Genomic DNA, 20,938 nt, shown 5'->3' with positions numbered 1-20,938 from the left:
TCCCAACGACTCACAGTCGTCGCTCGACGCACACGCATCATAGAAGCCGAGCCAGAGCCGGCGGCTGACCGGCGGATCGAATCACGTTCAGCGGCACAGTTCCGCGCGGCTTCCGGCTTCCTGAGGCCGCGACTGGGACGTCGAGGCCCGCTCTGCCTGTCGGCGGGGCGTTCAGCGCCGTCTGAAAACCCGTTGCTCCCTGGTCTGCCTGCTTGGTGGGATGCAGGGGTTTCGGCGGCGGGAGGGGACAGCTTGGCGGTCTTCGGGTGTGCGGGCTGCGGTGCGGTCCTGACGGCGGCGGTGTCGCAGGTGGCGTTGCCGATCCACCTGGCCGACACCCACTGGGAGAAGCTGCACCCGCCACTGCTGGAGGCCGGGTCCTACGCCGTCGACCCTGCGCCGTACGGGCCGCCATGGCGGCAGTGGGACGAGGTCGGGGGGCGCGAGGCGGCGGAGCGGGGGCGCTTCGCGCCCTTCGGTGCGCTGTCCGACGGACCGTCGGGCACTGTCCTGCTCGCGCCCGGTGACATGCGCGGCACCAGGCTGATCCTCGAGCGGGCCGGGGGCTACTGCATGGGCATCGACGGGAGGGACGGGCCGAACCTTGCCTGTCTGGGCTGCGGTCTGCCGGTCGGAACGAGGATGGACGACTGCGGGTGCTGGCAGCTCGTCCGGCTCGTCCCGCAGGCAGTGGTGCGGCTGCCCGCCCCGGCGGAGCGGCCGGTCATGGATTGGGCGGAGCTGCTGGCCACCGGCGCGCTGTGGCACCGGCTGAGCAAGTACCGGGACATCCCCGCGGGCGTGGCCCTCGCCCAGGTGGTGGTGGCCGCCGGGGGCGCACCGGTCGAGGTGGCGCCCGGGCCGGTCGCTGAGCTCCTCGGTCGGGCACTCGGCGCGCTGCTGCCCGCCGGGGAAGGTGCGCAGCGGCTGGACCTGGCGGGACCGGGGTTCGGTGAGCCGGCCGCTGACCTGGTGCTGGTGCCGGTACATCCGCAGACCGGAGACATGTGGCAGCCGCTTGCCGGGGCGGTGCCGGTACCTATGGATGCCGCGCTCTGGGCCGAGCTCGCCTTCCCTCCACACCGGACCCGGCTGCCGGTGGTCGGCGGACTGCCGGCAGGGGTGGAGCGGGACGACCCGCTGCCGCCGCATGCGTGGTACCCGTTCCAGCCGTCGACGGAGGCGTTCCGGTACACGCTCGCGCGGATGCCCGCCGTCAGGGAACCGTGGCTGCGGGCGATCTACGACCGGGGCTGTTGACCCGTCAGGGGTGTTGAGAACCTGGACGTTGGGTTCGAGGTGGACGGCGTAGTCATGGGCCGAGCCGCAGCCGGGGCCAGGACGGCATCTGATCACACGTGGTCGACGGACATCACACGTTCAACTTCAGGAGCGTTCGGCGGACAGTAATCCAGCCCGGAAGTGGGACTACCGCTTCGGTCGAGTAACCTCCAACCCTCACAACGCCGCCAGGTCAGGGCATAGGGTGATTCGATTCTGCATTCAGCCATGCATGGGAAGCTGGTCAAGCGCTTTGGTGGCGTGCTCAGGACGTTGTACGCAGATGCGGAAAGATGAATTCCTAGGAGTGAAACGGGGATCCCTGCTGGCCGGGCCCCGTGGAGGCAGGCTGATCGGGACCTGCTGGTCGGAAAAAGACACCAGATGTGAACTGGCAACCATCATGATGAATGTGGGACTGGAATTGGAAAACCCAAACAAGGCCCAACCACGGGACCAGGCGTCGCCCCACCCGGCTGGCAGTGGAAGCAGCCTGTTCTACGTACCGGATGCTACACATTTTCTTGAGGCGTTTGGCGTTGCCCCGGTGTCGGTGGAGGGTGACGAGGGCGTGGAGGCCTTCGAAGTCTGGGTTAACAGGCATGAGACCCTCAAATTCTCCTTCGATGTCACAGTCAGGTCCTTCATGGTCCGCTGGTTGCGCGATAACCAAGAGATTCTCCGAATCTATCGAGAAGGCGCCAGTCAGATCACGATTGAAGAGAACTTTTGGGAAACGCATCTAATGGTGAGGTTCGAGCTGGGGGAATATGTGGGATATCTTGACGTCGGGGTGTATCCGTCAGTCTCCGTGAACGATCGCCTGCAAGAATGAAATAAAGGGGCTGCCTTCGATGCCGAGCCAGTTCTGGCGGTCATGCCTGTTTCTCGCCTTCGGCCGCTTGAGCCGCAAGACTGCGGCTCTGCACGCTCCGCAGCGTCGATAGCCGACTCGGCCCCAACATCCTCGGGCTTGCTCCACGCGGCTGCGCCGTCCAGCCGCCACCCGCCTCGGCACTCGGCTCTGCGCCGAGCCCGGCGACGTGGTCGCCGCTGACCGCATCCCAACGCTTGCCGGGGGCGCCGGCCTGACCACCCGAAGGGACACAACCCCTATGGCCCGTCTCAAGGTTCCGGGTGCCAGACTGGCCATCGTGGTGAATTCATGACGAAACCAGGCGCCCCCACACCTCGACGGGTCACAGCGGACTGGGCCGCCGCGCTTCCTGGGTTCGACGCCTGGAAGCCGCTGCACCTGCTCCGTCGCATCGGCCCGGTTGTCCAGGGTGTCTGTCTCGACCGTACGACGTCCGGCAACGCGTACATACCGACGGCGCATGTTCACGCGCTGACGCGGGACTTTCCGGTGATCTCCTTGATGTTGGGGCAGCGACTGGAAGGAGCCTCGGGGCAGCCGGAGCGAGTGCTCTTCGGGAACCACGACGGCGAGTATCCGGCAGCTGTCGATGCCCTCCGCGAGCAGAGCCTTCTGTCCCTGAGCGAGGAACCTCCGTCGCTGGAGCAGGTCGTCAGGGCCTACCTCTCGGCCGCTTCCGCGAGCCACGACAAGGGACTCCCGCCGGCCGTGCTGGAGGTGGAGGACAGCGTCCTCATCGCGGCGGCGGCTGGCCTGGCGGACCTCCTCCAGGGCGGCCTGGCACTCGCCGGTGAGCTGGCAGGCCTGTGGTCGAAATTCAGGCTCCCTCTCAACTGGCCGGGGACAGCGGCGTGGTTGGAGGGCTTGCGGGCCAAGGCGACTGATCCCGTGGCTCTGTCGACTACGGTCCACCACCAGGTCACCCAGCACAAGCTCGCCAGAGTCCGGAACGTCCTGGCGGCCTGAGGGACCGCTCGCCGACACCTTCGCGGAGCTGCGGCGGTGCCAGGGTCACGCACCCCGACGGCCCAGCCGCTCCGACACCCGCGGCCAGCGCGCCTGCGCTTACGGTTCCGCGACCGCGGCCGACCGGCTCGGCGCCGACATACAGGCTGCGCAGCAACGCCGTCACCGCCGGACTCACCCGCAGCCCTCAACGAGCAATGGGTGGCCGCGCATCGTTCACGCTTCTGCGGGTCCGGACCCGGACCCTCACCTCGCCATGACATGCGACGTCACCGACGCCCAGGGGGCCCAGTCAATGCCCTCCCAGACGACATGAGGCACCCCGAGTCCCGGCTCGTTGTCTGCCCTGGGTGCCATGCTGTGCCGCCATGGACATCGAACAGTTCTGGCACCTCATTGACCAAGCTCGGGGCAGAGCCGGCGACTCTGCGGATGTCGACGACATCGCAAGCCACGCTACGACGCTGCTGGCCGCCCATGACCCTCAACAGATCATCGCCGTACAGCAGATTCTCTGGAATCTCATGGCCGCCTCCTATCAAGCCCCTCTCTGGGCTGCTGCCTACCTCATCAACGGCGGATGCTCCGACGACGGCTTCGACTACTTTCGTGGATGGTTGATCGCCCAAGGCCGCACGGTATTCGAACAGATCACAGCGGATGCCGACCGCCTCGCTGACGTACCAGCTGTCCAGGCAGCAGCAGCCGTAGGCACCGACCTTGAGGGCGAGCGAACCCTGAGCATCGGCTGGAACGCCTATGAGAACGCAACCGGTACAGAACTCCCAGGCGATGCCTTCACCATCAACTACCCTGACCTCGACCCCGCCTGGAACTTCGACTTCGGCGACCACAAGGAGGTCGCCGCCCGACTGCCCCGGATCGCGGCGCTCTACCCGGAGTGATCGGCCCACCAGGAACCTGGTGCGAATCACAACCTGGCCATGTTGCGGGACGACGGCCCGAGCGAGCGATCCTTCGGCCTGGACACGCGATTCTGTTGTTCAGCTGAATGCCGGGGGGAGAGGTGGTGGCGGGCTGCTACGGCGGTGGTCAACGCTTCTCGCGTCGGCTGCGGATGCTGAGGGCGATGACGGAGACGAGGAACCAGAAGGCACCGAAGGCCGAGTACCCGGCGACGGTGGACAGGCTGCTCGTCGCCGAAGCGGACGAGGCGGCGATGGTGGCGCCGGCGAGTACGGACTGTGCACCGCTGATGACCATGGGCCACTGGGCGCCGACGGTGCGCCGGCGTCGGATCGCCACGACGAGCTGGATGGCACCGGAAAGCAGGGCCCAGACGCCGAACACGAGAAGGGCTGTCCCGACGGTGGAGAACACGGCGATGATCATTCCCGCGGTGGTGGCCAGGCCGAGACCCAGGTTGACGGTACCGACACGGTTCGTGGAGCCGGTGCCGGCCAGGCGACGCTCGAGGAGCGTGGCGACGGCGTCCCACAAGGGGTAGACGACGAGCAGCACGGCCGCGATCACCGTGGGCCTGTCCGCGGACACGAGCGAGGCGGAGGTCGTGAAGACGAGTGCCACCCAGATCAGGGAGAAAACGACTCGGATCAGGTGGAGCGATCGGAGCCCGGAAGGCGTCGTCGTCGCCGTGGTCGAAGTGGTCGAGGTTACGGTGGTCTGAGTCATCAGGTGTCCCGTGGTGATCGTGACGGTGTGAGACGGTCGCCTCGCTGACGAGTCTCAGGGGCCTCGGGAGGCGCCGTGTACTTCGAACGAAGTAGTTCTGCCATCCGCTTCGACGGCATGTGCTCTGCCGTCCCGATCGACCCAAGCAGCTGCGCGGTCTACTTCATTCGAAGTACACGACCGCCGCATACGTGAACGAGAATCGGCTCATGGTCATGGCGCAGAACAGTCAGGACGGGCTCGCGGCACCGCTGTGGGTCCGCCGCCCCGAGGTGCTGCACCGAGTCGCCTATGCACTGGCCGCGCTGGTGTTCACCGGTCAGATCGTGGCAGTGATCCTGAGAGGTTCGGACTGGCCGACGGCCCTGTCCGTGCTCCTCGCCGGCATCGGTGTCACCCTCTCGTGGTGGCAGCCGTGGGCGGGGCTGGTCGTGACGAGCGCGGCGTCCTTCGCCGTGACAGCGGTGGGAAACGACCCCCTGTCGGTGTGGATGATGGCGGTGCTCGTCCTGTTCTCGGTCACCCTCAGGGGAAAGCAGCCACTGGCCGGAACCGGCATTGTGGCGGCGTTCTTCCTCGGGGCGTTCATGACGGTCGGAGGATTCCGTGGCGGCGCTGTCGTGGGAGCGGCCGCCGTCTTCTCGGCTGTGGCGGGAGGTGCGACAGGGGCCGCGCTCCGCATCCACCGGGACCACTGGTGGACCCTGGAGGAACGGGCCGAAAGCGCCATCGCCACCCGCGAGATCGAAGCCACCCGACGAGTGACCGAGGAACGACTCCGCATCGCCCGGGACCTCCACGACGTCATCGGCCACCAGGTCGCGATGCTGAGCCTGCACCTCGGTGCAGCGGAAATCGGGCTGCCCGAAGACGCCGAGTCCTCCCGGCAGGCCCTCGTCTCAGCCAGGTCCAGCGCCCGCACCGTCGTCGTCGAAACGCAGCGCATCCTCGCGCTCCTCCGCCTCGGGGACGACATCTCCGACGACGAGGCGCTGCGGCCGACCCCGGCGCTCAGCGGCCTGGAAGGACTCATCGCCTCTTTCGAGAGCATCGGCCTCGACATCCGGCCCTCCATCGACATCCCCGTCGGCTTCGTGGAGCCCAGCGTCGGCGTGACGGTCTACCGGGTCGTTCAGGAAGCACTCACGAATGCCTACCGGCACGGAGAGGGGACGGCGACGGTGGATGTGCGCGAGTGCGACGGCAGGATCTGCGTCACGGTGGAGAACCGCGTCGGTCGCTCACCCCGCGGCTCCGACTCGGGTAGCGGACTCGGACTCGTGGGGATGCGCGAACGTGTGGAGTCCTCCAGCGGGCGGCTGACGATCGACAGTCACGACGGGCGATTCCGGGTCCACGCGGAGTTCAGCCCTCTGGGAGCCGTCGTCCGATGAGCCGGATTCTGATCGTCGACGACCAGGACGACATCAGGGCCGGGATCCGGGCGATGCTTCGGCTCGACCCGAGTCTCGTCGTCGTGGGTGATCTCTCCGATGGACTCCAGGTCGTCCCCTTCCTCCGGGAGCACCCCGTCGACCTGGTCCTGATGGACATCCGGATGCCCGGCATCGACGGTGTCGAAGCGACCCGCCGGATCCGCGCGGAGCATCCGCCCGAAAAGACGCGGGTGATCGTGCTGACCACTTTCGACCAGGACGACATCGTCCTCGCCGCCCTGCGCGCGGGCGCCAACGGTTTCCTGAGCAAGACGGTGAGCCCCGCTGAACTCGTCGCCGGGATCACCGAGGTCGTCGGCGGTGGCGGTGCGCTGTCGGCCGCCGCGACGGCGGCGCTCATCGGTCACATGACCGACAGACCGCCCCCGGTGATCGACCAGGAGCTGCTGCGGCGCTTCGGCGCTCTGACACCCAGGGAGCGGGACGTGGTCGTTCTCGTTGCCAGCGGCCTCGCCAACGACGAGATCGCGGCCCAGATGTCCGTGTCGCCGTTCACCGTGAAGACGCATGCGGTGCGGGCCATGACGAAGGTCGGCGCACGTGATCGGGCGCAGCTCGTCTCGTTCGCCTTCCGGGCCGGCCTCTACCCCTGAGCCGGGCGCGTGCAGCCGACTTCCGGGACCTTGGCCATGCGCGTACGGATGTGCGGGACGTCAGCCGATGTGGACCCGGACCCCGATCATGCCGTCGATGAGGGCCCCACGATGTGGACCCAGAAGCAGTCGCCGAAGGGGCCGGGCTGCGAACCTGGGAGGGGACGTCCTCCCCCCCAGCCGATGTCCCAGGCGAACAGCCGCGGGCCGCGCACCAGCCGGGATGCTAACTTAGGTGAGGCTAACCTAAGGAGCGCGTTGATGGCCATTACATTCGTCCCGGCGGCCTACCCCACCAACGCGGAGCGGATCTGTTCGGTCCTGGCACGTTCCGACTCCCTGAGTCTCACGACCGATGGCAACTGCTACGACCTGATCTCGATGCACACGGTCGACAGCAGTGGAACGCTACGACTGCACGTCCCCTCGGACAGCCTGCTTGTCGACGAAGCCGCGTTCACCCCGCGTGGCATTCTCGCGAGTCTGGTCGAGTTCACCGACCTTGCCCCGACGGCGGTCCGCGACCGGGTCCGGGCCCGCGTGTCCCTTGCCGGCTTCCTCACTCCAGCCGAGATCCAGGATGCGCCCGAGGTGCTTGTTCTCCGCCTCGATCTGGCCCGCGCCGCCATCGAACGGGACGGGACGACCGTCGGCGTCGACCTCGCCGAACTGGCTGCCGCGCGGACCGACCCGTTGGCCATCGAAGAGACGGCGCTGCTCACCCATCTCGACCGGGACCACAGCGATGTGATGGCCCAACTCGGCAGGCTCGTCAACCGGAACGTCCTGCAAGACGTCGTCGAACTGCGCCCGATCGCACTGGACCGCCACGGGCTCACCCTGCGGTGCGAGTACGCCCGCGGGTACCAGGACGTCCGGGTTGCCTTGCACTTTCCGGCCCGCAGCGCAGCCGACATCGGTCAACGGCTCGCACACCTCGTGGCCCTGGCCCGTGGCGGTTCCCGTCGGTGCCGCGCCGATCACCGGTGAACGGATCGATCACTGCCTGCGGCAAGGTGCCCGACATGCGCGCCGGAGGGCGATCTCCTCGCGGAGTTCGCGAACCCTCCGCGTTGCCCCAACGTCATGAGAGCGAGACGGCATTGCCCACGGCTGCGCCCGAGGTCACCGGCCGCCTCGGCCGTCCGGGCGCGGTGCGGACCGCCACACTTGCGGACACCTGGGCTCTGCATCAGCTGTCCTCGGCGTTCGTCCCCGGCGGCGCGCTGCGAGAGCGCCCGCTCGGTCACTATGCCCGTCATGCGGGCGACTTCCTCGTCGCCGAGAACGAGGCAGGGGAGGTTGAAGGCTGTGTCGCGGTGCACCGCTACCAGGAGCGATCGCCCGCGTACCGCAGCCTTCGGCAGGCAGGTCCTGCGGGAGCCGGTTGCGCCGCCGCGGTCCTCTACAACTTCTGCGTCGCACCCGGTAGCCAGGGCCGTGGCATCGGTTCGGGCCTGTTGCGGGCCGTGCTCTCCCGCACCGGAACGCAGCCCGTGTTCACCGCGACCACAGGCAACGGTGAACTGTTCCTAAGGCACGGCTTCCGCTACTGCGACGCGACCACCGCACCTGCCGCCTGGCTGGCCACGCTGGACCCACGTCGAGGGTCGAGGATCCTGACCCGATCGGCCGGGTCCCTTTGCCGGTGACGGCCGCTGGCACCGTTAGGCCTTCTATGGCCAGGTCCGCACCCTCAGCGGATTGCGACCTGTCGAATCCGGCCGAACCGAATGGGGCGGGCGGGAAATTCCGAATTCCGGACAGATTCCTTACGAGGACGGGGAGAGCGCTGCCGACCCTCGTGCGCGGGTGACCGGCTCCCAATGTCTCGCTGCATGCATCACGGCAGGTGGCACGCCGTCTGTGCCTGTCTTGCCGGACAGCGGATGCATTGGGGGCGAAAAGTGCGCTAATGCCGGGCGAAATCCACCAGTTGGTGACCGGTTTACCGGCTCGCCATCCAAGATCAACCCATTGACACCCTCTCGACGCTGGTGCTTCGCTGTGCGGCGCACCCCAAGTCCGCCGTGAAACTCACGTGTTGGCGCGGGGTGAATGAACGAGAGGAAACCGTGAAATTCACGTCCAAGAGACCTGCGATCGGCACGGTCTTGGGAATCAGCTTGCTGCTGGTCGCCGCTACCCCGTCGGTGTCCGTGGCACTCTCCGCGCCCACCGGCACGGCATCGTCGGCCACGCCGTTCTCGGCCTCGGCCTTCGGAACGGGCCCCGAGGTCAAGGGGGCTGCGGCCGGGACCGGCGTGCACCGGTGGATTCCACTGATCACCGGTGACCGGATCGCGGTGAACGCGAAGGGCGAGATCGTCGCCGCGCGTCCCGCCAAGGGCCGCGAGGACATACCCATCCGGGTGGAGACCCGTGACGGCCACACCTACGCCATGCCTGATGACGCCCGGGACCTCGTACAGAGCGGCCGGGTGGACCGGCAGTTGTTCGACGTCACCACGCTGAGCGGGCCGGCCTATGAACAGCGTCATGACCTGCGGCTCATCGTGATGTACGACGCGGCCCGTCCGGCGGCCAGGACGGCCCTGCGCTCCACCGGCGGCGCCGAGGTCCGGCGCACCCTGTCGAGCGTCAACGCCGACGCCGTCACCGCGCCCGCGAACGGCACCGCGGAACTGTGGTCCGCGGTCACCAGCGGGTCCGCCGACGCGATGAAGCGCACCGTCGCACCGGGTATCGCCTCGGTGTGGCTGGACAGCGTCGTCCAGGCGAGCCTGGACAAGAGCGTCCCGCAGATCGGCGGCCCCGAGGCGTGGGCGGCCGGTTTCGACGGCACCGGTACGCGTATCGCCGTCCTCGACACGGGTGTCGACACCACGCATCCCGATCTGGCCGGGCAGGTCGTCGAGGAGCGGAACTTCTCCGACTCGCCGGACACCGAGGACCGGTTCGGTCACGGCACGCATGTCGCATCCATCACGGCCGGCACCGGAGCCAAGTCCGGTGGCACGTACAAGGGTGTGGCGCCAGGGGCCCGCATCCTCAGCGGCAAGGTCCTCGGCGACAGCGGCAGCGGCAGCATGTCGCAGATCATCGCGGGCATGGAGTGGGCCGTCGGCGAGAAGGCCGACGTTGTCAACCTCAGCCTCGGCGCCTACGACTCCCCGGAGATCGATCCGGCGGAGGAGGCGGTCAACAGGCTGTCGGCCGAGAGCGGAACCCTCTTCGTCATCGCGGCGGGCAACAACGGCGAGCAGGGATCCGGAACGGTCGGCTCGCCGGGCAGCGCCGACGCCGCCCTCACCGTCGGCGCGGTCGACAAGCAGGACAAGCTGGCCCCGTTCTCCAGCACCGGCCCGCGCGTCGGTGACGGCGGCATCAAGCCGGATCTGACGGCGCCCGGCGTGGCCATCGGGGCCGCGGCCGCGCACGACAGCTACCTGGCCAGCGTCGCCCCCTCCGTCGCAGACGGCTACATCGCCCTCAATGGCACGTCCATGGCCACCCCGCACGTCGCCGGCGCCGCCGCCATCCTCATCCAGCAGCACCCCGACTGGAGCGGCGACGACATCAAGGACGCGCTGGTCTCCTCGACGACTCCTCTCGGCTACACGCCCTTTGAGCAGGGCTCGGGCCGGGTCGACCTGCGGAAGGCGATCAAGCAGACCGTCGTCGCCCGCGAGACGTCGCTCTCGTACGGTGTCGCGCAGTGGCCGCACACCGACGACCAGCCGCTCACGAAGAACCTCACCTACCGGAACACGGGCAGTGCCCCGGTCACCCTGAAGCTGACCGTGGACGCCACCGGGCCGGACGGAAGCGCCGCGCCCGGCGGGATGTTCACCGCGGACGACCAGGTCACCGTCCCGGCGCACGGCGAGGCGACGGTGAAGGTCACCGCCGACACCCGCCTCGGCGGCGACACGACCGGTGCCTTCACCGGACGCGTCACGGCCACCGGCGACGGGCAGACCGTCGGCACCGCGCTGGCCGTGGACCGCGAGTCGGAGATGTACACCGTCACGGTCAAGGCCCTGGACCGCAAGGGCGAGCCCGCACCCGCCCCCGCCTGGGACGCCCAGCTGCAGGGCCTGGAAGGACCGGCCAAGGGCGCCAACACCGTGCTGAGCGGCGACACGCACTCGGTACGCGTCCCCAAGGGCCGGTACTTCCTCAACAGCATGGTCCGGGTCGACCCGGCGGGTTCGTACGACCAGGGCGGTGACTGGTTCAACCAGCCCAACCTCGACGTCACCCAGGACACCACGGTGACGGTGGACGCGCGCACCGCCAAGCCGCTCGACATCACCGTCCCCGACCGCTCGGCCCAGCCGGTCCTCGGCTTCTTCAGCGCGGGCATCGAACTGGCCGACGGATACAGCACCCGCTACGGGGTCTTCACCAACTCCCTCGCGCAGTACCGCACCGGCCACCTGGGCCCCAAGGCCGCCGCGGGCGACCAGCTGACGCAGCAGCTCATGACCACCTTCTCCACCGGCGTCAACGGGCACGACGAGTACCACCTGGTGTACCAGCCGACCGGCGACAGGTACCTCACCGGCTTCACCCACCACGCCAAGTCCAGAGAGTTCGCCAAGGTCGAGGCGAAGCTCGGAGCACCCGCCAAGGGCAAGTTCGGATTCATCACGCCGATCACCGAGGGCGGCGCCGGACTCGGGACCGTGCACGCCCTGCCCTACACCGGCACCCTGCACCTGCTCTCGGGGAACACCTCGTGGCAGCTGGGCTTCATGCAGGTCGACGCGAACGACTCGTACGAGTCCACCTATGACGCACTTCCGAGGACGTTCAAGCCCGGACGCTCCTACCAGCACGTGTTCAACGTCGGTGTCTTCGGGCCGGATCTCCCGGAGGGCGCCGGACTCATCGGGCTGCTCCGGGCGGATGAGGCGATCGACGGACGGCTTCCGCTCTTCTCGGACAGCGAGGGGAACATCAGCGACAACAACTCGCCGATCGAGAGCGCGCGAACATCCCTCTACCGCAACGGTGAGCTCGTCAACACCAGCATCTACCCGATGGACGTCTTCTACATCGCGGAGAACGAGCGGGCCGACTACCGGCTGACCGTCTCGGTCAAGCGCGGCACGGTCGCCGACGTCTCCACGAGCATGACCACGAGCTGGACGTTCTCCTCCGAGTACGCTCCGGGGATCACCAAGCTCCCCACCTCCGCCGTGCGCTTCACCCCCGCCCTGTCCCTCGACAACACGGGCAAGGCACGGGCGAAGGTGTGGGTCCCGGTGACCGTCCGCGGCACCGCCGCGGGCAGGAACCTCAAGTCCCTGAGCGTGTGGGCCTCCTACGACAAGGGAGCCCACTGGCAGAAGCTGAGCGTGTGCGACGGCCGGGTCCAGGTCACCAACCCCAAGGCCGGCGGCAGCGTGTCGTTCAAGGCCCAGGCCGTGGACAAGCAGGGCAACACCGTCGACGAGACCATCGTCGACGCCTACCTGACGAAGTAGCCCACGCGCGGGCCGGAACCGCGGTCCAGGGCTCGCACCCACCGCGGTTCCGGCCGGACGCTCGGCTGGGGTTTCCCAGCCGAGCGTCTGCGTGGACGGCTGTTGAGTTCAGCGGCGACGGCGGCGCCACGCCCCGGTCAGCGACGAGCGGCTCTGTTTCACGAGAAGGGGTTGCCGCGGGACACAAACGCCTGATCAGGTGGGCCGTCGACGGCACCGAGGCACGGATTCTCGCCGCCGTCCTGGCCACGGCCGACACGGATGACGACGTGAGTGGACGGTCCCCCACCATCTGCCGGGCCCATCGGCACGCGGCTGGGCTTCCGAAAAGGGGGGCTGCGCGACGGGGGCGTGTGAGGTGGCGTCGCCGACGACAGCGGGCTCACGCCAGCCCGCCCTTCCGTCAGCCCGACGCGACGACCAGGTCGACACCCTGGACCAGGGTGCGCGCCGCGGACCGGGAGTCGCCGAGGCAGCCCGCGACCATTGCCCCGTCACGTAGGGCGACCACCAGGTCGGCGGACTGCCGGGGGTCCGCGACGCCCATGGTCGCGAAGGCGTCCTCCAGTACCTGGTGGAACCACTCGCGGTGCCTCAGCACGGCTTGGTGGATCGAACACTCCCGATCCGGGTACTCCGCGGCCGCGTTGATGAACGGGCAGCCCCGAAACCCCTTACCGCAGATCTCCTCGCCGATGCCGTGCGCGACGACGCCGAGCAACGCGGTACCTCCCCCCGTCTTCTCGGCCGCCACTGCCACCCGGGTCCGGATGTCGTGATCGGTGGCGTCCAGGTAGCCGCGCACCAGGTCGTCCTTGCCCTCGAAGTGCCGGTAGAAGGTGCCGCGTGCGACGTCGGCCTCCGCCATCACCCGGTCGACGCCGACAGCGCGAATCCCCTCGGTGTAGAAGAGCCTGCTCGCCGTGGTCAGCAGCCGCTCCCTCGCCGCCGACTTGCGGTACGCCAAGGCCGACCAGTACCGCAACCTCTTCCTCAGCAACCGCGTCAGCAGCAAGGCCGCCGCCGAACTCGCCGCCACCCAGAGCCCCGCCGCCCCCGAGGCACTCGGCGAAGCCTCCGGCGCCCCCGCCTGGAAGACCATCCAGTCCTGGTACCTCGTCTCCAAGGACGACCACGTGATCCCGCCCGCCACCGAGCGCTTCATGGCCGAGCGCGCCCACGCCCACACCGTCGAGGCCGACACCCCGCACGCCGCACAGGTGACCAACCCGGGCATCGTCACCGACCTCATCGAGAAGGCCGCCGGGTCCGTCCACTGACAGCAAGCGGGCCCCGGCATCGCCCGGCGGCCCGGCCGACCCCGCACGACGGCCCAGGCCGTCGTGCGGGGAGGGGGCGTGGACGGCGCGTCCGCCGAACGGCGCGCAGCCCGTCCCGCACACGAAGGAAGGGGCATGGACATGTCCGATGAGCACGGCATGTCGGTGACCGACAAGGTCCTGGCGTTGCTCGGCGCCTTCTCCCACGAAGACCCCGCGCTCACCCTCACCGAGTTGTCCAGGCGAACGGGCCTGGCGCTGCCGACGGTTCATCGTCGTGCTGCCGAACTCGTCGCCTGGGGAGCCCTGGAGCGTGGACCCGACCGGCGCTACCGGGTGGGCCTGCGGCTGTGGGAGGTGGCCACCCTCGCGCCTCGCGGCTTCCCGCTGCGCGACGCGGCCCTGCCGGTCCTGTACGACCTGTACGACGTGTACGACGTGACCAAGGAGCAGCACATCCATCTCTCCGTGCGGGACCACCTGGACGTTGTCTTCCTCGAGCGTCTGAGCGCGCCGGGCGCCCCGCAGGCCGACAGCCGGGTGGGAGGCCGCTTCGGAGCGTTCGCCACGGGAGCGGGACTCGTCCTGCTCGCCCACGCGCCTGACGACGTTCGAGAGGAATAGAGTGCGGAAGGTCAGTAGTCGCTCACCCTGTCCGGTCCGGCGGCATCCCGAGGATTTCAGCCCAGGGCGGGATAGTCGCCGGCAGCGAGGTCGTCGATCAGGCGTGGGTGGGTGGGCTTCCAGCCGAACCGTTCCCGGGTCAGTGCACTCGACGATGGCATGTCAAGGGCGAACACGTGACCGATGGGGCCGAAGCCCTCAGCCGGCGCCGACTCGACCGGGACCGCGAGAACGCCGCCGATGGCCTCGGCCAGCGACCTCATGGTGTCGCCCTCGTCGGTCACCGCGTGCAGGACCGTGCCCGGCGCAGCGTCCTCGAGTGCGATGCGGAACAGCCGGGCCGCGTCAAGCAGGTTGACCGCCGGCCACCGCTGTGTGCCGTCGCCGACGTACGCTGACACGCCCGTCTTCTGCGCGGCGGCGATGAGCACCGAGCAGAAGCCGAATGTCGACCCGCGTTGGTGCACGGAGCGCGGCAGCCGCACGACAGAGGATCGGACGCCCTGGGCGGCCAGGGTCAACACCGCGTCGGAAGTGCGGCCGCGGCCACCGACCGGACCGTTGGTGGTGTCGCGGTCCTCCTCGGTGGAGGTGTGGCCCGGCACCATCGGCGTGAGGCCGGCATGCACGAACGGCTTGCCACTGCCTTCGAGTGCGGCCGCGAGGGTCTGCACGGCGCGCGCTTCCTCGTCGATGCCCTGTTCCAAGTTGCTCCAGTCGTTGCTGAAGGCCAGGTTGATGACACCGTCGGCCTGCGTGGCGCCGGCACGGAGGCTGTCGAGGTCGGTGAGGTCGCCGCGGAGCGGCGTCCCGCCGGCGGCGGCGACGGCCGTAGCCGCGGCATCGGAGCGGACGAGGCCGAGGACCTCGTGACCAGCCGTGATGAGTTCGGGAACGACAGCGGAGCCGATGCTGCCGCTGGCGCCAGTGACGAAAACGCGCATGGGAGGCTCCAGATGACTGCTGCGACACTGCGTCGCAGGATGGGTAGGGGTCAGGCGTGGCGGTCGTAAGTGTGTGGATCCACGGGTCGCTTGGACTTGGGAAGCCCGCCGACCACGAGACGGTAGGAGTCGGTGACGAGTTCCTTCACCAGCTTGTCGTCGATGGCGTCTCCGCCTTCCACCGTGATCCAGTGCCTCTTGTCCATGTGGTAGCCGGGGGTGATGCCCGCGTATTGCTCACGCAGGGCTGTGGCGTCGTCAGGATCGGCTTTCAGGATCAGGACGGGGCGTCCAGGCATATCGGTCATGAGCATGAAGACCTTGCCGCCCACCTTGTGGAGCTCCCAGTCGGGGCCGAAACGACGCTCCTGGTCGGTGCCGGGTAGTTCCGCGGTGTAGTCGCGCGCGATCTTCTGCAGTTCCTGTCCGTCCAAGGTGATTGACTCCTCTGTCGGTTCGGGTCCTTGCGCCGGTCGGTGACCGATGGCCGTGGCGTGGATCGGGACCATGACCTGCCGCTCGGACGGTGGCCGTCCACCACCTACGGGAGGACGCGGATGACGGTCTTCCCGAGGCGCCGGGTGGTCGGATTGAGGGCGCCGATGGCATCGTCGAGGCTCGCGACGTCGCCGATGTTGGTCCGCAGCCGTCCGTCCCGCACCCGCTGCACGATCTCGCCGAGTGCGAGGCGATCGGCTTCGACGACGAAGTCGACGGCCAGGCCGTCGGCGGGCCGTGCTTCGACGGGGCCGACGATGGACACCAGTGTTCCTCCGGCCCTGATGAGGGCGGCGGACTGCTTTTGGACGTCGCCACCGATGACATCGAAGACCAGGTCGACGCCGCCGACGTCCTTCAGCGTGTCGTTCTCGAGGTCGACGAACTCGTGCGCGCCGAAGTCGAGGGCCTTGTCGCGGTCGGCGGAGCGTCCGGTGCCGATGACGTAGGCGCCGGCTTCACGCGCGAGCTGGGTCACCATCGTCCCGACTGCCCCGGCTGCGCCGTGGGCGAGGACGGTCTGACCGGCCTGGAGGCGGCCGTGCTGGAACAGGCCCTGCCACGCGGTCAGACCTGAGATCGGCAGGGACGCGCCTACCGTGAAGTCGACGTCGCCTGGCAGCGGTGCGAGGTTGCGTGCTTCGATCGCCACGTACTCCGCGAGGGTGCCGTCGCGGTGCCAGTCGGCGAGGCCGAACACCCGCTGCCCGACCGAGAGCCCCGTCGTGCCGTAGCCGAGAGCACTGACCACTCCGGCCAGCTCGTGGCCGGGGATCGACGGGGTCTTGTCACGGCCGGCGCGATCGGCCCAGGTGGACGGCCACTCCATCTCTGTGGGGACGAAGCCCGACGCATGGATCCGAACGATGACGTCGTTGATCGCTGCGAGCGGCTCAGGCCGCTCCGTCAGCGTCATTCCGGCCGTTCCGGCGGCCGGGTCGGTGACCACAATGGCTTTCATCGAAATGGCTCTTCCTGGTAGGTGTGGTGGGTTTTGGTTTCCGGGCGGCCTTTTAGACGAAGGTGAACAGCTGGTCCGGGTCGAAGCGTGAGATCGGGGTGGTGTACACCCTTTCCGGGTCGGGGTAGCCGAGGGCCAGCAGCACCGTCGTGGTGTGTCCCCTCTCGCGGATCTTGAAGGCCTTGTCGACACTGGTCGGGTCGAACCCCTCCAGCGGCGTGGCCTCGACGCCGAGTTCGGCGGCCGCCATCATGGTCAGGCCCACCGCCATGTAGGTCTGCTTCTCCATCCAGTGGTTCAGGTCCTTGTAGCCGTAGTTGCGAAGGTTGAGGAAGTCCCGGGTCATGGATTCCCACAGCTCCTGCTTGGATGGATCAGGGAACCGGCCATCGGCCCTCTCCTTTGCGAACACCGCCTCGAGGTGGGTGTCGGGCAGATCTGCCCGGGTGGTGAGGATGATGGTGTGCGACGCGTTGAGGATCTTCTCGCCGTTGTCCCGGAATCGTTCGCCCAGGTTGTCGGCGAGCCGCTCCTTGCCTTCGGGCGTGGCGAGGACATAGAAGTGGTTGGGCTGTACGTTCACCGATGACGGCGCGGAGCGCAGGAACCGCAGCAGCTGCTGAAGGGTTTCCCCCGGAATGGTCTTGCTGGGATCGAAATACCTGGTGAGATGCTTGTTCATGAGCTTATCGAGGTTCATGGGAATATGCCTTTTTCTTGCGATGAGTGGGTGAGGAGCGGTGATTCGCAGGGTCTGGGCTAGTTCGATCCGCGGGAGATTAGTTCGCCGATGCGGTCGAAGCTGGTTCCTGTCGTCGCGGTGCTGAGGTCACCCGCGACGAGAGCCGTAATGGCCTGGTCGAGTGCCTCCATTGCGTGGGTGTAGAGCGCTGGACCCACGCTGATGCGCTTGACCCCGGCCTTCTGCAGTTCGGCGACGGTCAGCACCTTGTCCGCCGGCGAGACGAGGACGTTCACCGGCGTCGGCGCGACGGCGGTGACGATCGCGACGAGCGCGTCGAGGTCGGGTGGGTAGGGGGCGTAGAGCACATCCGCGCCGGCCTCCGCGAAGGCCGTCAGACGCCGGATGGTGTCGTCGAGATCGGGCCGCCCCTGGATGAAGTTGTCGGTGCGGCCGGTGACGACGATGCGCCCCTTGGCAGCCTCGACGGCGCTCCGTATGCGGTCGACGGCTTCGTCGAAGTCGCGGATCGGTTGATCGGGATTGCCCGAGGTGTCCTCGATCCCGATACCGGCCAGGCCGGACTCGACGGCGGCTTCCACGGTGGCAGCGACGTCCTCGGGCGTGTCGCCGTAGCCGTCCTCGAAGTCCCCGTTGACGGGCAGCCCGGTGAGACGGCCGAGCAGCCGCGCATGCTCAAGGTGCTCACCACAGGTGACTTCGTGACGCCCGTCGGACCGGCCGAGTGTGGTGGCGAGCGCCGCCGATGACGTCGCGATCGCCTCGAAGCCGGCATCGGCCAGCATCAGCGCCGACAGGCCGTCCCATGCGTTCGGCATGACGAGGCCGCCGTCGCGGGTGTGCAGCGCCATGAATTTCTCGTAGAGGTCGGAGCCCGGCATATCGAACCTTTCCCGAGTGATCGCTTTGGGGCGGTGAGGGGTTCACCGGCTGTGTGCGCAGCCTCGACGGGGTCCCGGCAATCAGCCGGGCGTACCGGCCGAGTTGGCAGCGGGGATGTCGCTGTGCCTCGGCTGGCCGGCTCCGGCCTCGCCCCCCTCTTTGTGCAGCCGGACTGGGCCGAGCACTGAGAAGTCGACGCCTGCATGCATGGTGCCTACCGCCCTGGAGATCCTCGTGAGGCCACGCTGCTTGGCTGTCCGCAGGGAACCGCCTTCTCCAAACGTACCGCAGATCGGCGACTTTTTCGGACCAGATAGTCCTCTCATCCTGGCGAGGCATCTGGCTTCTGTGCGGCTAGTCCCCATCTGTGGCGGGTGAGGCCCTGGAATCAGTGGACGAAAACGTCCTCTCGTGGTCACGCATCGCTGGGCCGCCTTCGCCCGTCGGGGAAGCGTGGTCACGTACGGAAACCGCGGCGGAACCCCGTGTGACGCAGCACCGGGACTTCTTGGTGCCGCCTCGCCGTCAGGGGCAGCTCAGCTCCGGTGCGGCTATGGCTTTCGGCGCGCATGAGCGTCGTGCGGAACCGGTTCAGGGCGGGGGATCCGTCGTGGCGCCACCGTAGGAGGTGGTCTTCGATGGGGTCTCAGATGCGTTCGGGGCCGCCTTGGCGGACCCGCCAGGCGTGCGGACCGGGCTGGAGCAGGGCCCGGCTCCCGGCGGCGGTGTCCACGAGCAGCTGGCCTTGGGTGCCGAGGTCGAGCCGTTGTGCCCCGGGTGCTGTGGTCTCGGCCACGAACCGGGCAGCCCAGTCGTCCAGGATGCTGGCGTCGATGACGGTGCCGCCGTCGGTGACGGGGAGCATGCCCAGGTGCGGGCGAGCATGCAGGAAACCTGCCCGTTCAGGAGCCGTCCGGTCGCACTGCCGTCGTCGTGGACGGTGAGGCGGGCCAGTTCCGAGGAGTGCATCCACCCGCCCAGGGCGGCCAGGATCTGGCCGCCCTGGGCGGGTCTGGGAGCCACCGCTCTGGGATGGTGAGGGCGCCGCAGGTGGCGATGACCCGGTCGTGCGGGGCGGCGTCCTTGTGTCCGGCCAGGCCGTCGCCGGTGATCAGGCCGGGGGCGTGGCCGAGGGTGGCCGGCGTGGTTGCGGCCGCGCCCGCAACCGCTGGGTCCATTTCGACAGAGGTGACCAGGTCGTCTCACAGGCGGTGACACAGCAGCGCGGAGGAGTAGCCGGTGCCGGTGCCGTCGCATGACCAGATACGACCTCGCCTTGTCGAGGCAACGTTGCCACGGGGGACCCGGAAGGCCTCTTCCGGCGCGGTTGCGCGGCAGCCAGTCCTTGAACGTTGGCCAAGGTGCCGCGTCGTCTTGGCTGGTGGGCGGTGGTGGCCGGTTGCCGCTCGCAGGCGAACGGTGCTAGCTGTCCGTTCGGCGAGCGGCGTCGGCCGGATGTTGGAGAGGTCGGTCCGGCGGAAGACCGTCAGCTCACCGCACGCGGGTACCGGCGCGGAAGACCGCCTGTACGTCGAGGACGGCTGCGGGATCATGCGCAAGGTCGCCGCCCACGACGAGAAGGTCCGCGTCGGCACCGGCGGAGATGCGGCCCTTGCGGCCCTCGACGCGGCACAGGCGGGCCGCCAAGCTGGTCATGGACCTGAGCGCGTCCAGCGGCGCGACGCCCAGCCGGGCGAGGTCGGCCACGCCGTGGGGGAGGACGTTGTGGGGCTTCCAGGGCCCGATGCCGGCGTCCGATCCGATGACGACATGCGTGCCGTGCTTGTGCAGGTTGCGGTACGTGTCCAAGACGCTGTTGACATGTGCGGACATGGCATGTGCGGTCATGGCCTTGGGCGGCTGCACGGCTTGTCCGGGGGCCAGGCCCAGCGTCAGGCTGACGAAGGTGCCCTTCCTCGCGATGGTGTCGATGAGGTCAGGGTCGGTGGCGACGCCGTCGGCGCTGAGGAAGGAGACGTGTTCCAGGCTGTCGACGCCCGCTTCAACGGCGTCCCTGATGGCCTGGATGCCGTGGGCGTGGGCAGCCACCGGCAGCCCGAGGCGGTGTGCTTCGTCCACGACGGCACGCAGGTCGTCCAGGCTGTACTGGGATGCGTGCGGCGGTACCGAACCGGGTGTCATGTGGCCGCCGCTGGCCATGATCTTGACGACGGAACAGCCGCGGGTGTGACGCTCGCGGACGGCGGCACGGAGCGCTTCGGCGCCCTCGACCTCGCCGCCGAGGAAGTGGCAGTGGCCGCCGGGCGTGGTCAGCGGGGGGCCGGCGGCCAGGATCTCCGGACCCTGCTCCGGGTGTTCGGTCAACTCCTCCACGAGAGTCAGCGAGAGGTAGCCGCGGTCGCCGAGGTCGCGCATCGTGGTGATGCCAGCCAGTAGGGCGGACTGGGCGGCGGCCCGCATGTGTGCGAGCAGGTCACTGTCGGAGGCGGAGACCAGGGACGTCACGGGGTCCGGTCCGGCGTCGAAGGCGAGATGGACGTGAGTGTCGATCAGGCCGGGCAGCAGACAGGCCGAGACGCCGAAGTCGATGACCTCGCTGCCGTCGGCGGGCAGCGCGCCGGTTCGGTCGACGCGCACGATACGGTCCCCCGAAACATGCACAGTGGCCGGACCCGACAGGGTGTATCCGTCGAACATCGAACCGGCATGCAGGGCAAAGGAATTCAACAGTATTTCTCCGATCGGAAGGCGTGGGTCGCTCGGCGCCTCGGCACATGCGGGATTCGACTCCTGCCAGGTCGA

Annotated in this window: 20 protein-coding genes and 1 pseudogene; 12 read left to right on the top strand and 9 right to left on the bottom strand. The window is 68.5% G+C overall.

Translation table 11 applies throughout. From position 1 onward, the window contains the following. Nucleotides 1–252 precede the first annotated feature (252 nt). From PV341_RS02145 to PV341_RS02130, 4 genes are all read left to right on the top strand, one after another. A complete protein-coding gene (locus PV341_RS02145) occupies nt 253–1,260 on the top strand; it encodes a hypothetical protein (RefSeq protein WP_500331986.1) in 1,008 nt (335 codons plus the stop codon). 304 nt (nt 1,261–1,564) lie between these two features. Next, nucleotides 1,565–2,116, top strand: coding sequence for a hypothetical protein (locus PV341_RS02140; protein WP_500356531.1), 552 nt, complete (start codon nt 1,565–1,567; stop codon nt 2,114–2,116). A gap of 330 nt (nt 2,117–2,446) precedes the next feature. After that, entirely contained in the window at nt 2,447–3,124 is a 678-nt protein-coding gene (locus PV341_RS02135; RefSeq protein ID WP_500331984.1) for a hypothetical protein, read from the top strand. A gap of 368 nt (nt 3,125–3,492) precedes the next feature. Next, entirely contained in the window at nt 3,493–4,029 is a 537-nt protein-coding gene (locus PV341_RS02130) for a DUF4240 domain-containing protein (RefSeq protein ID WP_500331983.1), read from the top strand. 148 nt (nt 4,030–4,177) lie between these two features. Here PV341_RS02130 and PV341_RS02125 read toward each other — a convergent pair whose 3' ends face one another. Then, nucleotides 4,178–4,672, bottom strand: coding sequence for a DUF308 domain-containing protein (locus PV341_RS02125; protein ID WP_500356529.1), 495 nt, complete (start codon nt 4,670–4,672; stop codon nt 4,178–4,180). A 320-nt stretch (nt 4,673–4,992) separates the two neighbouring features. Between PV341_RS02125 and PV341_RS02120 the strand changes: the two genes are divergently transcribed. The 6 genes and pseudogenes from PV341_RS02120 to PV341_RS02095 form a co-directional block, all read left to right on the top strand. Further along, nucleotides 4,993–6,171: a sensor histidine kinase gene (locus PV341_RS02120; RefSeq protein WP_500331981.1), complete on the top strand. Its 1,179-nt coding sequence runs from the start codon at nt 4,993–4,995 to the stop codon at nt 6,169–6,171. Continuing rightward, the gene (locus PV341_RS02115) at nt 6,168–6,827 is read left to right on the top strand and encodes a response regulator transcription factor (RefSeq protein ID WP_500331980.1); all 660 of its coding nucleotides are present in this window, start codon (nt 6,168–6,170) and stop codon (nt 6,825–6,827) included. Before PV341_RS02120 ends, PV341_RS02115 begins: the two co-directional genes overlap by 4 nt. A gap of 261 nt (nt 6,828–7,088) precedes the next feature. Further along, a complete protein-coding gene (locus PV341_RS02110) occupies nt 7,089–7,817 on the top strand; it encodes a DUF2470 domain-containing protein (RefSeq protein WP_500356528.1) in 729 nt (242 codons plus the stop codon). Further along, complete coding sequence (locus PV341_RS02105; RefSeq protein WP_500356526.1) at nt 7,814–8,479, top strand: GNAT family N-acetyltransferase; 666 nt, start codon at nt 7,814–7,816, stop codon at nt 8,477–8,479. Before PV341_RS02110 ends, PV341_RS02105 begins: the two co-directional genes overlap by 4 nt. Before the next feature lie 462 nt (nt 8,480–8,941). Next, the gene (locus PV341_RS02100) at nt 8,942–12,283 is read left to right on the top strand and encodes a S8 family peptidase (protein ID WP_500356524.1); all 3,342 of its coding nucleotides are present in this window, start codon (nt 8,942–8,944) and stop codon (nt 12,281–12,283) included. A 182-nt stretch (nt 12,284–12,465) separates the two neighbouring features. Next, nucleotides 12,466–12,621 (top strand): annotated as a pseudogene (locus tag PV341_RS02095) (IS5/IS1182 family transposase); the annotation flags it as partial. 65 nt (nt 12,622–12,686) lie between these two features. On the opposite strand, the gene PV341_RS02090 reads toward PV341_RS02095, so the two are convergent. Further along, the gene (locus tag PV341_RS02090) at nt 12,687–13,250 is read right to left on the bottom strand and encodes a TetR/AcrR family transcriptional regulator (RefSeq protein WP_500356522.1); all 564 of its coding nucleotides are present in this window, start codon (nt 13,248–13,250) and stop codon (nt 12,687–12,689) included. Between PV341_RS02090 and PV341_RS02085 the strand changes: the two genes are divergently transcribed. Beyond that, entirely contained in the window at nt 13,207–13,563 is a 357-nt protein-coding gene (locus tag PV341_RS02085) for an alpha/beta fold hydrolase (protein ID WP_500331975.1), read from the top strand. The genes PV341_RS02090 and PV341_RS02085 overlap by 44 nt on opposite strands. Before the next feature lie 135 nt (nt 13,564–13,698). Then, nucleotides 13,699–14,187: an IclR family transcriptional regulator gene (locus tag PV341_RS02080; RefSeq protein ID WP_500356521.1), complete on the top strand. Its 489-nt coding sequence runs from the start codon at nt 13,699–13,701 to the stop codon at nt 14,185–14,187. 56 nt (nt 14,188–14,243) lie between these two features. Here PV341_RS02080 and PV341_RS02075 read toward each other — a convergent pair whose 3' ends face one another. From PV341_RS02075 to PV341_RS02045, 7 genes are all read right to left on the bottom strand, one after another. Continuing rightward, entirely contained in the window at nt 14,244–15,131 is an 888-nt protein-coding gene (locus tag PV341_RS02075; protein ID WP_500356519.1) for an SDR family oxidoreductase, read from the bottom strand. A gap of 50 nt (nt 15,132–15,181) precedes the next feature. After that, complete coding sequence (locus PV341_RS02070; RefSeq protein WP_500331972.1) at nt 15,182–15,565, bottom strand: MmcQ/YjbR family DNA-binding protein; 384 nt, start codon at nt 15,563–15,565, stop codon at nt 15,182–15,184. Between the two features lie 107 nt (nt 15,566–15,672). Next, nucleotides 15,673–16,590, bottom strand: a complete 918-nt coding sequence (locus tag PV341_RS02065) for an NADP-dependent oxidoreductase (RefSeq protein WP_500356517.1) — start codon at nt 16,588–16,590, stop codon at nt 15,673–15,675. A 52-nt stretch (nt 16,591–16,642) separates the two neighbouring features. Further along, nucleotides 16,643–17,290: a nitroreductase family protein gene (locus PV341_RS02060; protein ID WP_500331970.1), complete on the bottom strand. Its 648-nt coding sequence runs from the start codon at nt 17,288–17,290 to the stop codon at nt 16,643–16,645. A 59-nt stretch (nt 17,291–17,349) separates the two neighbouring features. Continuing rightward, complete coding sequence (locus tag PV341_RS02055; RefSeq protein WP_500331969.1) at nt 17,350–18,174, bottom strand: isocitrate lyase/PEP mutase family protein; 825 nt, start codon at nt 18,172–18,174, stop codon at nt 17,350–17,352. Between the two features lie 647 nt (nt 18,175–18,821). Beyond that, on the bottom strand, nt 18,822–19,040 hold the full coding sequence (locus tag PV341_RS02050; protein ID WP_500356515.1) for a hypothetical protein: 219 nt from the start codon (nt 19,038–19,040) through the stop codon (nt 18,822–18,824). Between the two features lie 626 nt (nt 19,041–19,666). After that, a complete protein-coding gene (locus PV341_RS02045) occupies nt 19,667–20,773 on the bottom strand; it encodes a metal-dependent hydrolase family protein (protein ID WP_500356513.1) in 1,107 nt (368 codons plus the stop codon). Nucleotides 20,774–20,938: the final 165 nt, after the last annotated feature.

Origin of the sequence: Streptomyces sp. PA03-1a (assembly GCF_033792805.1) — a bacterium.
Taxonomy (GTDB): Bacteria; Actinomycetota; Actinomycetes; order Streptomycetales; family Streptomycetaceae; genus Actinacidiphila.
This window is presented reverse-complemented; position numbering and strand designations above follow the sequence as displayed.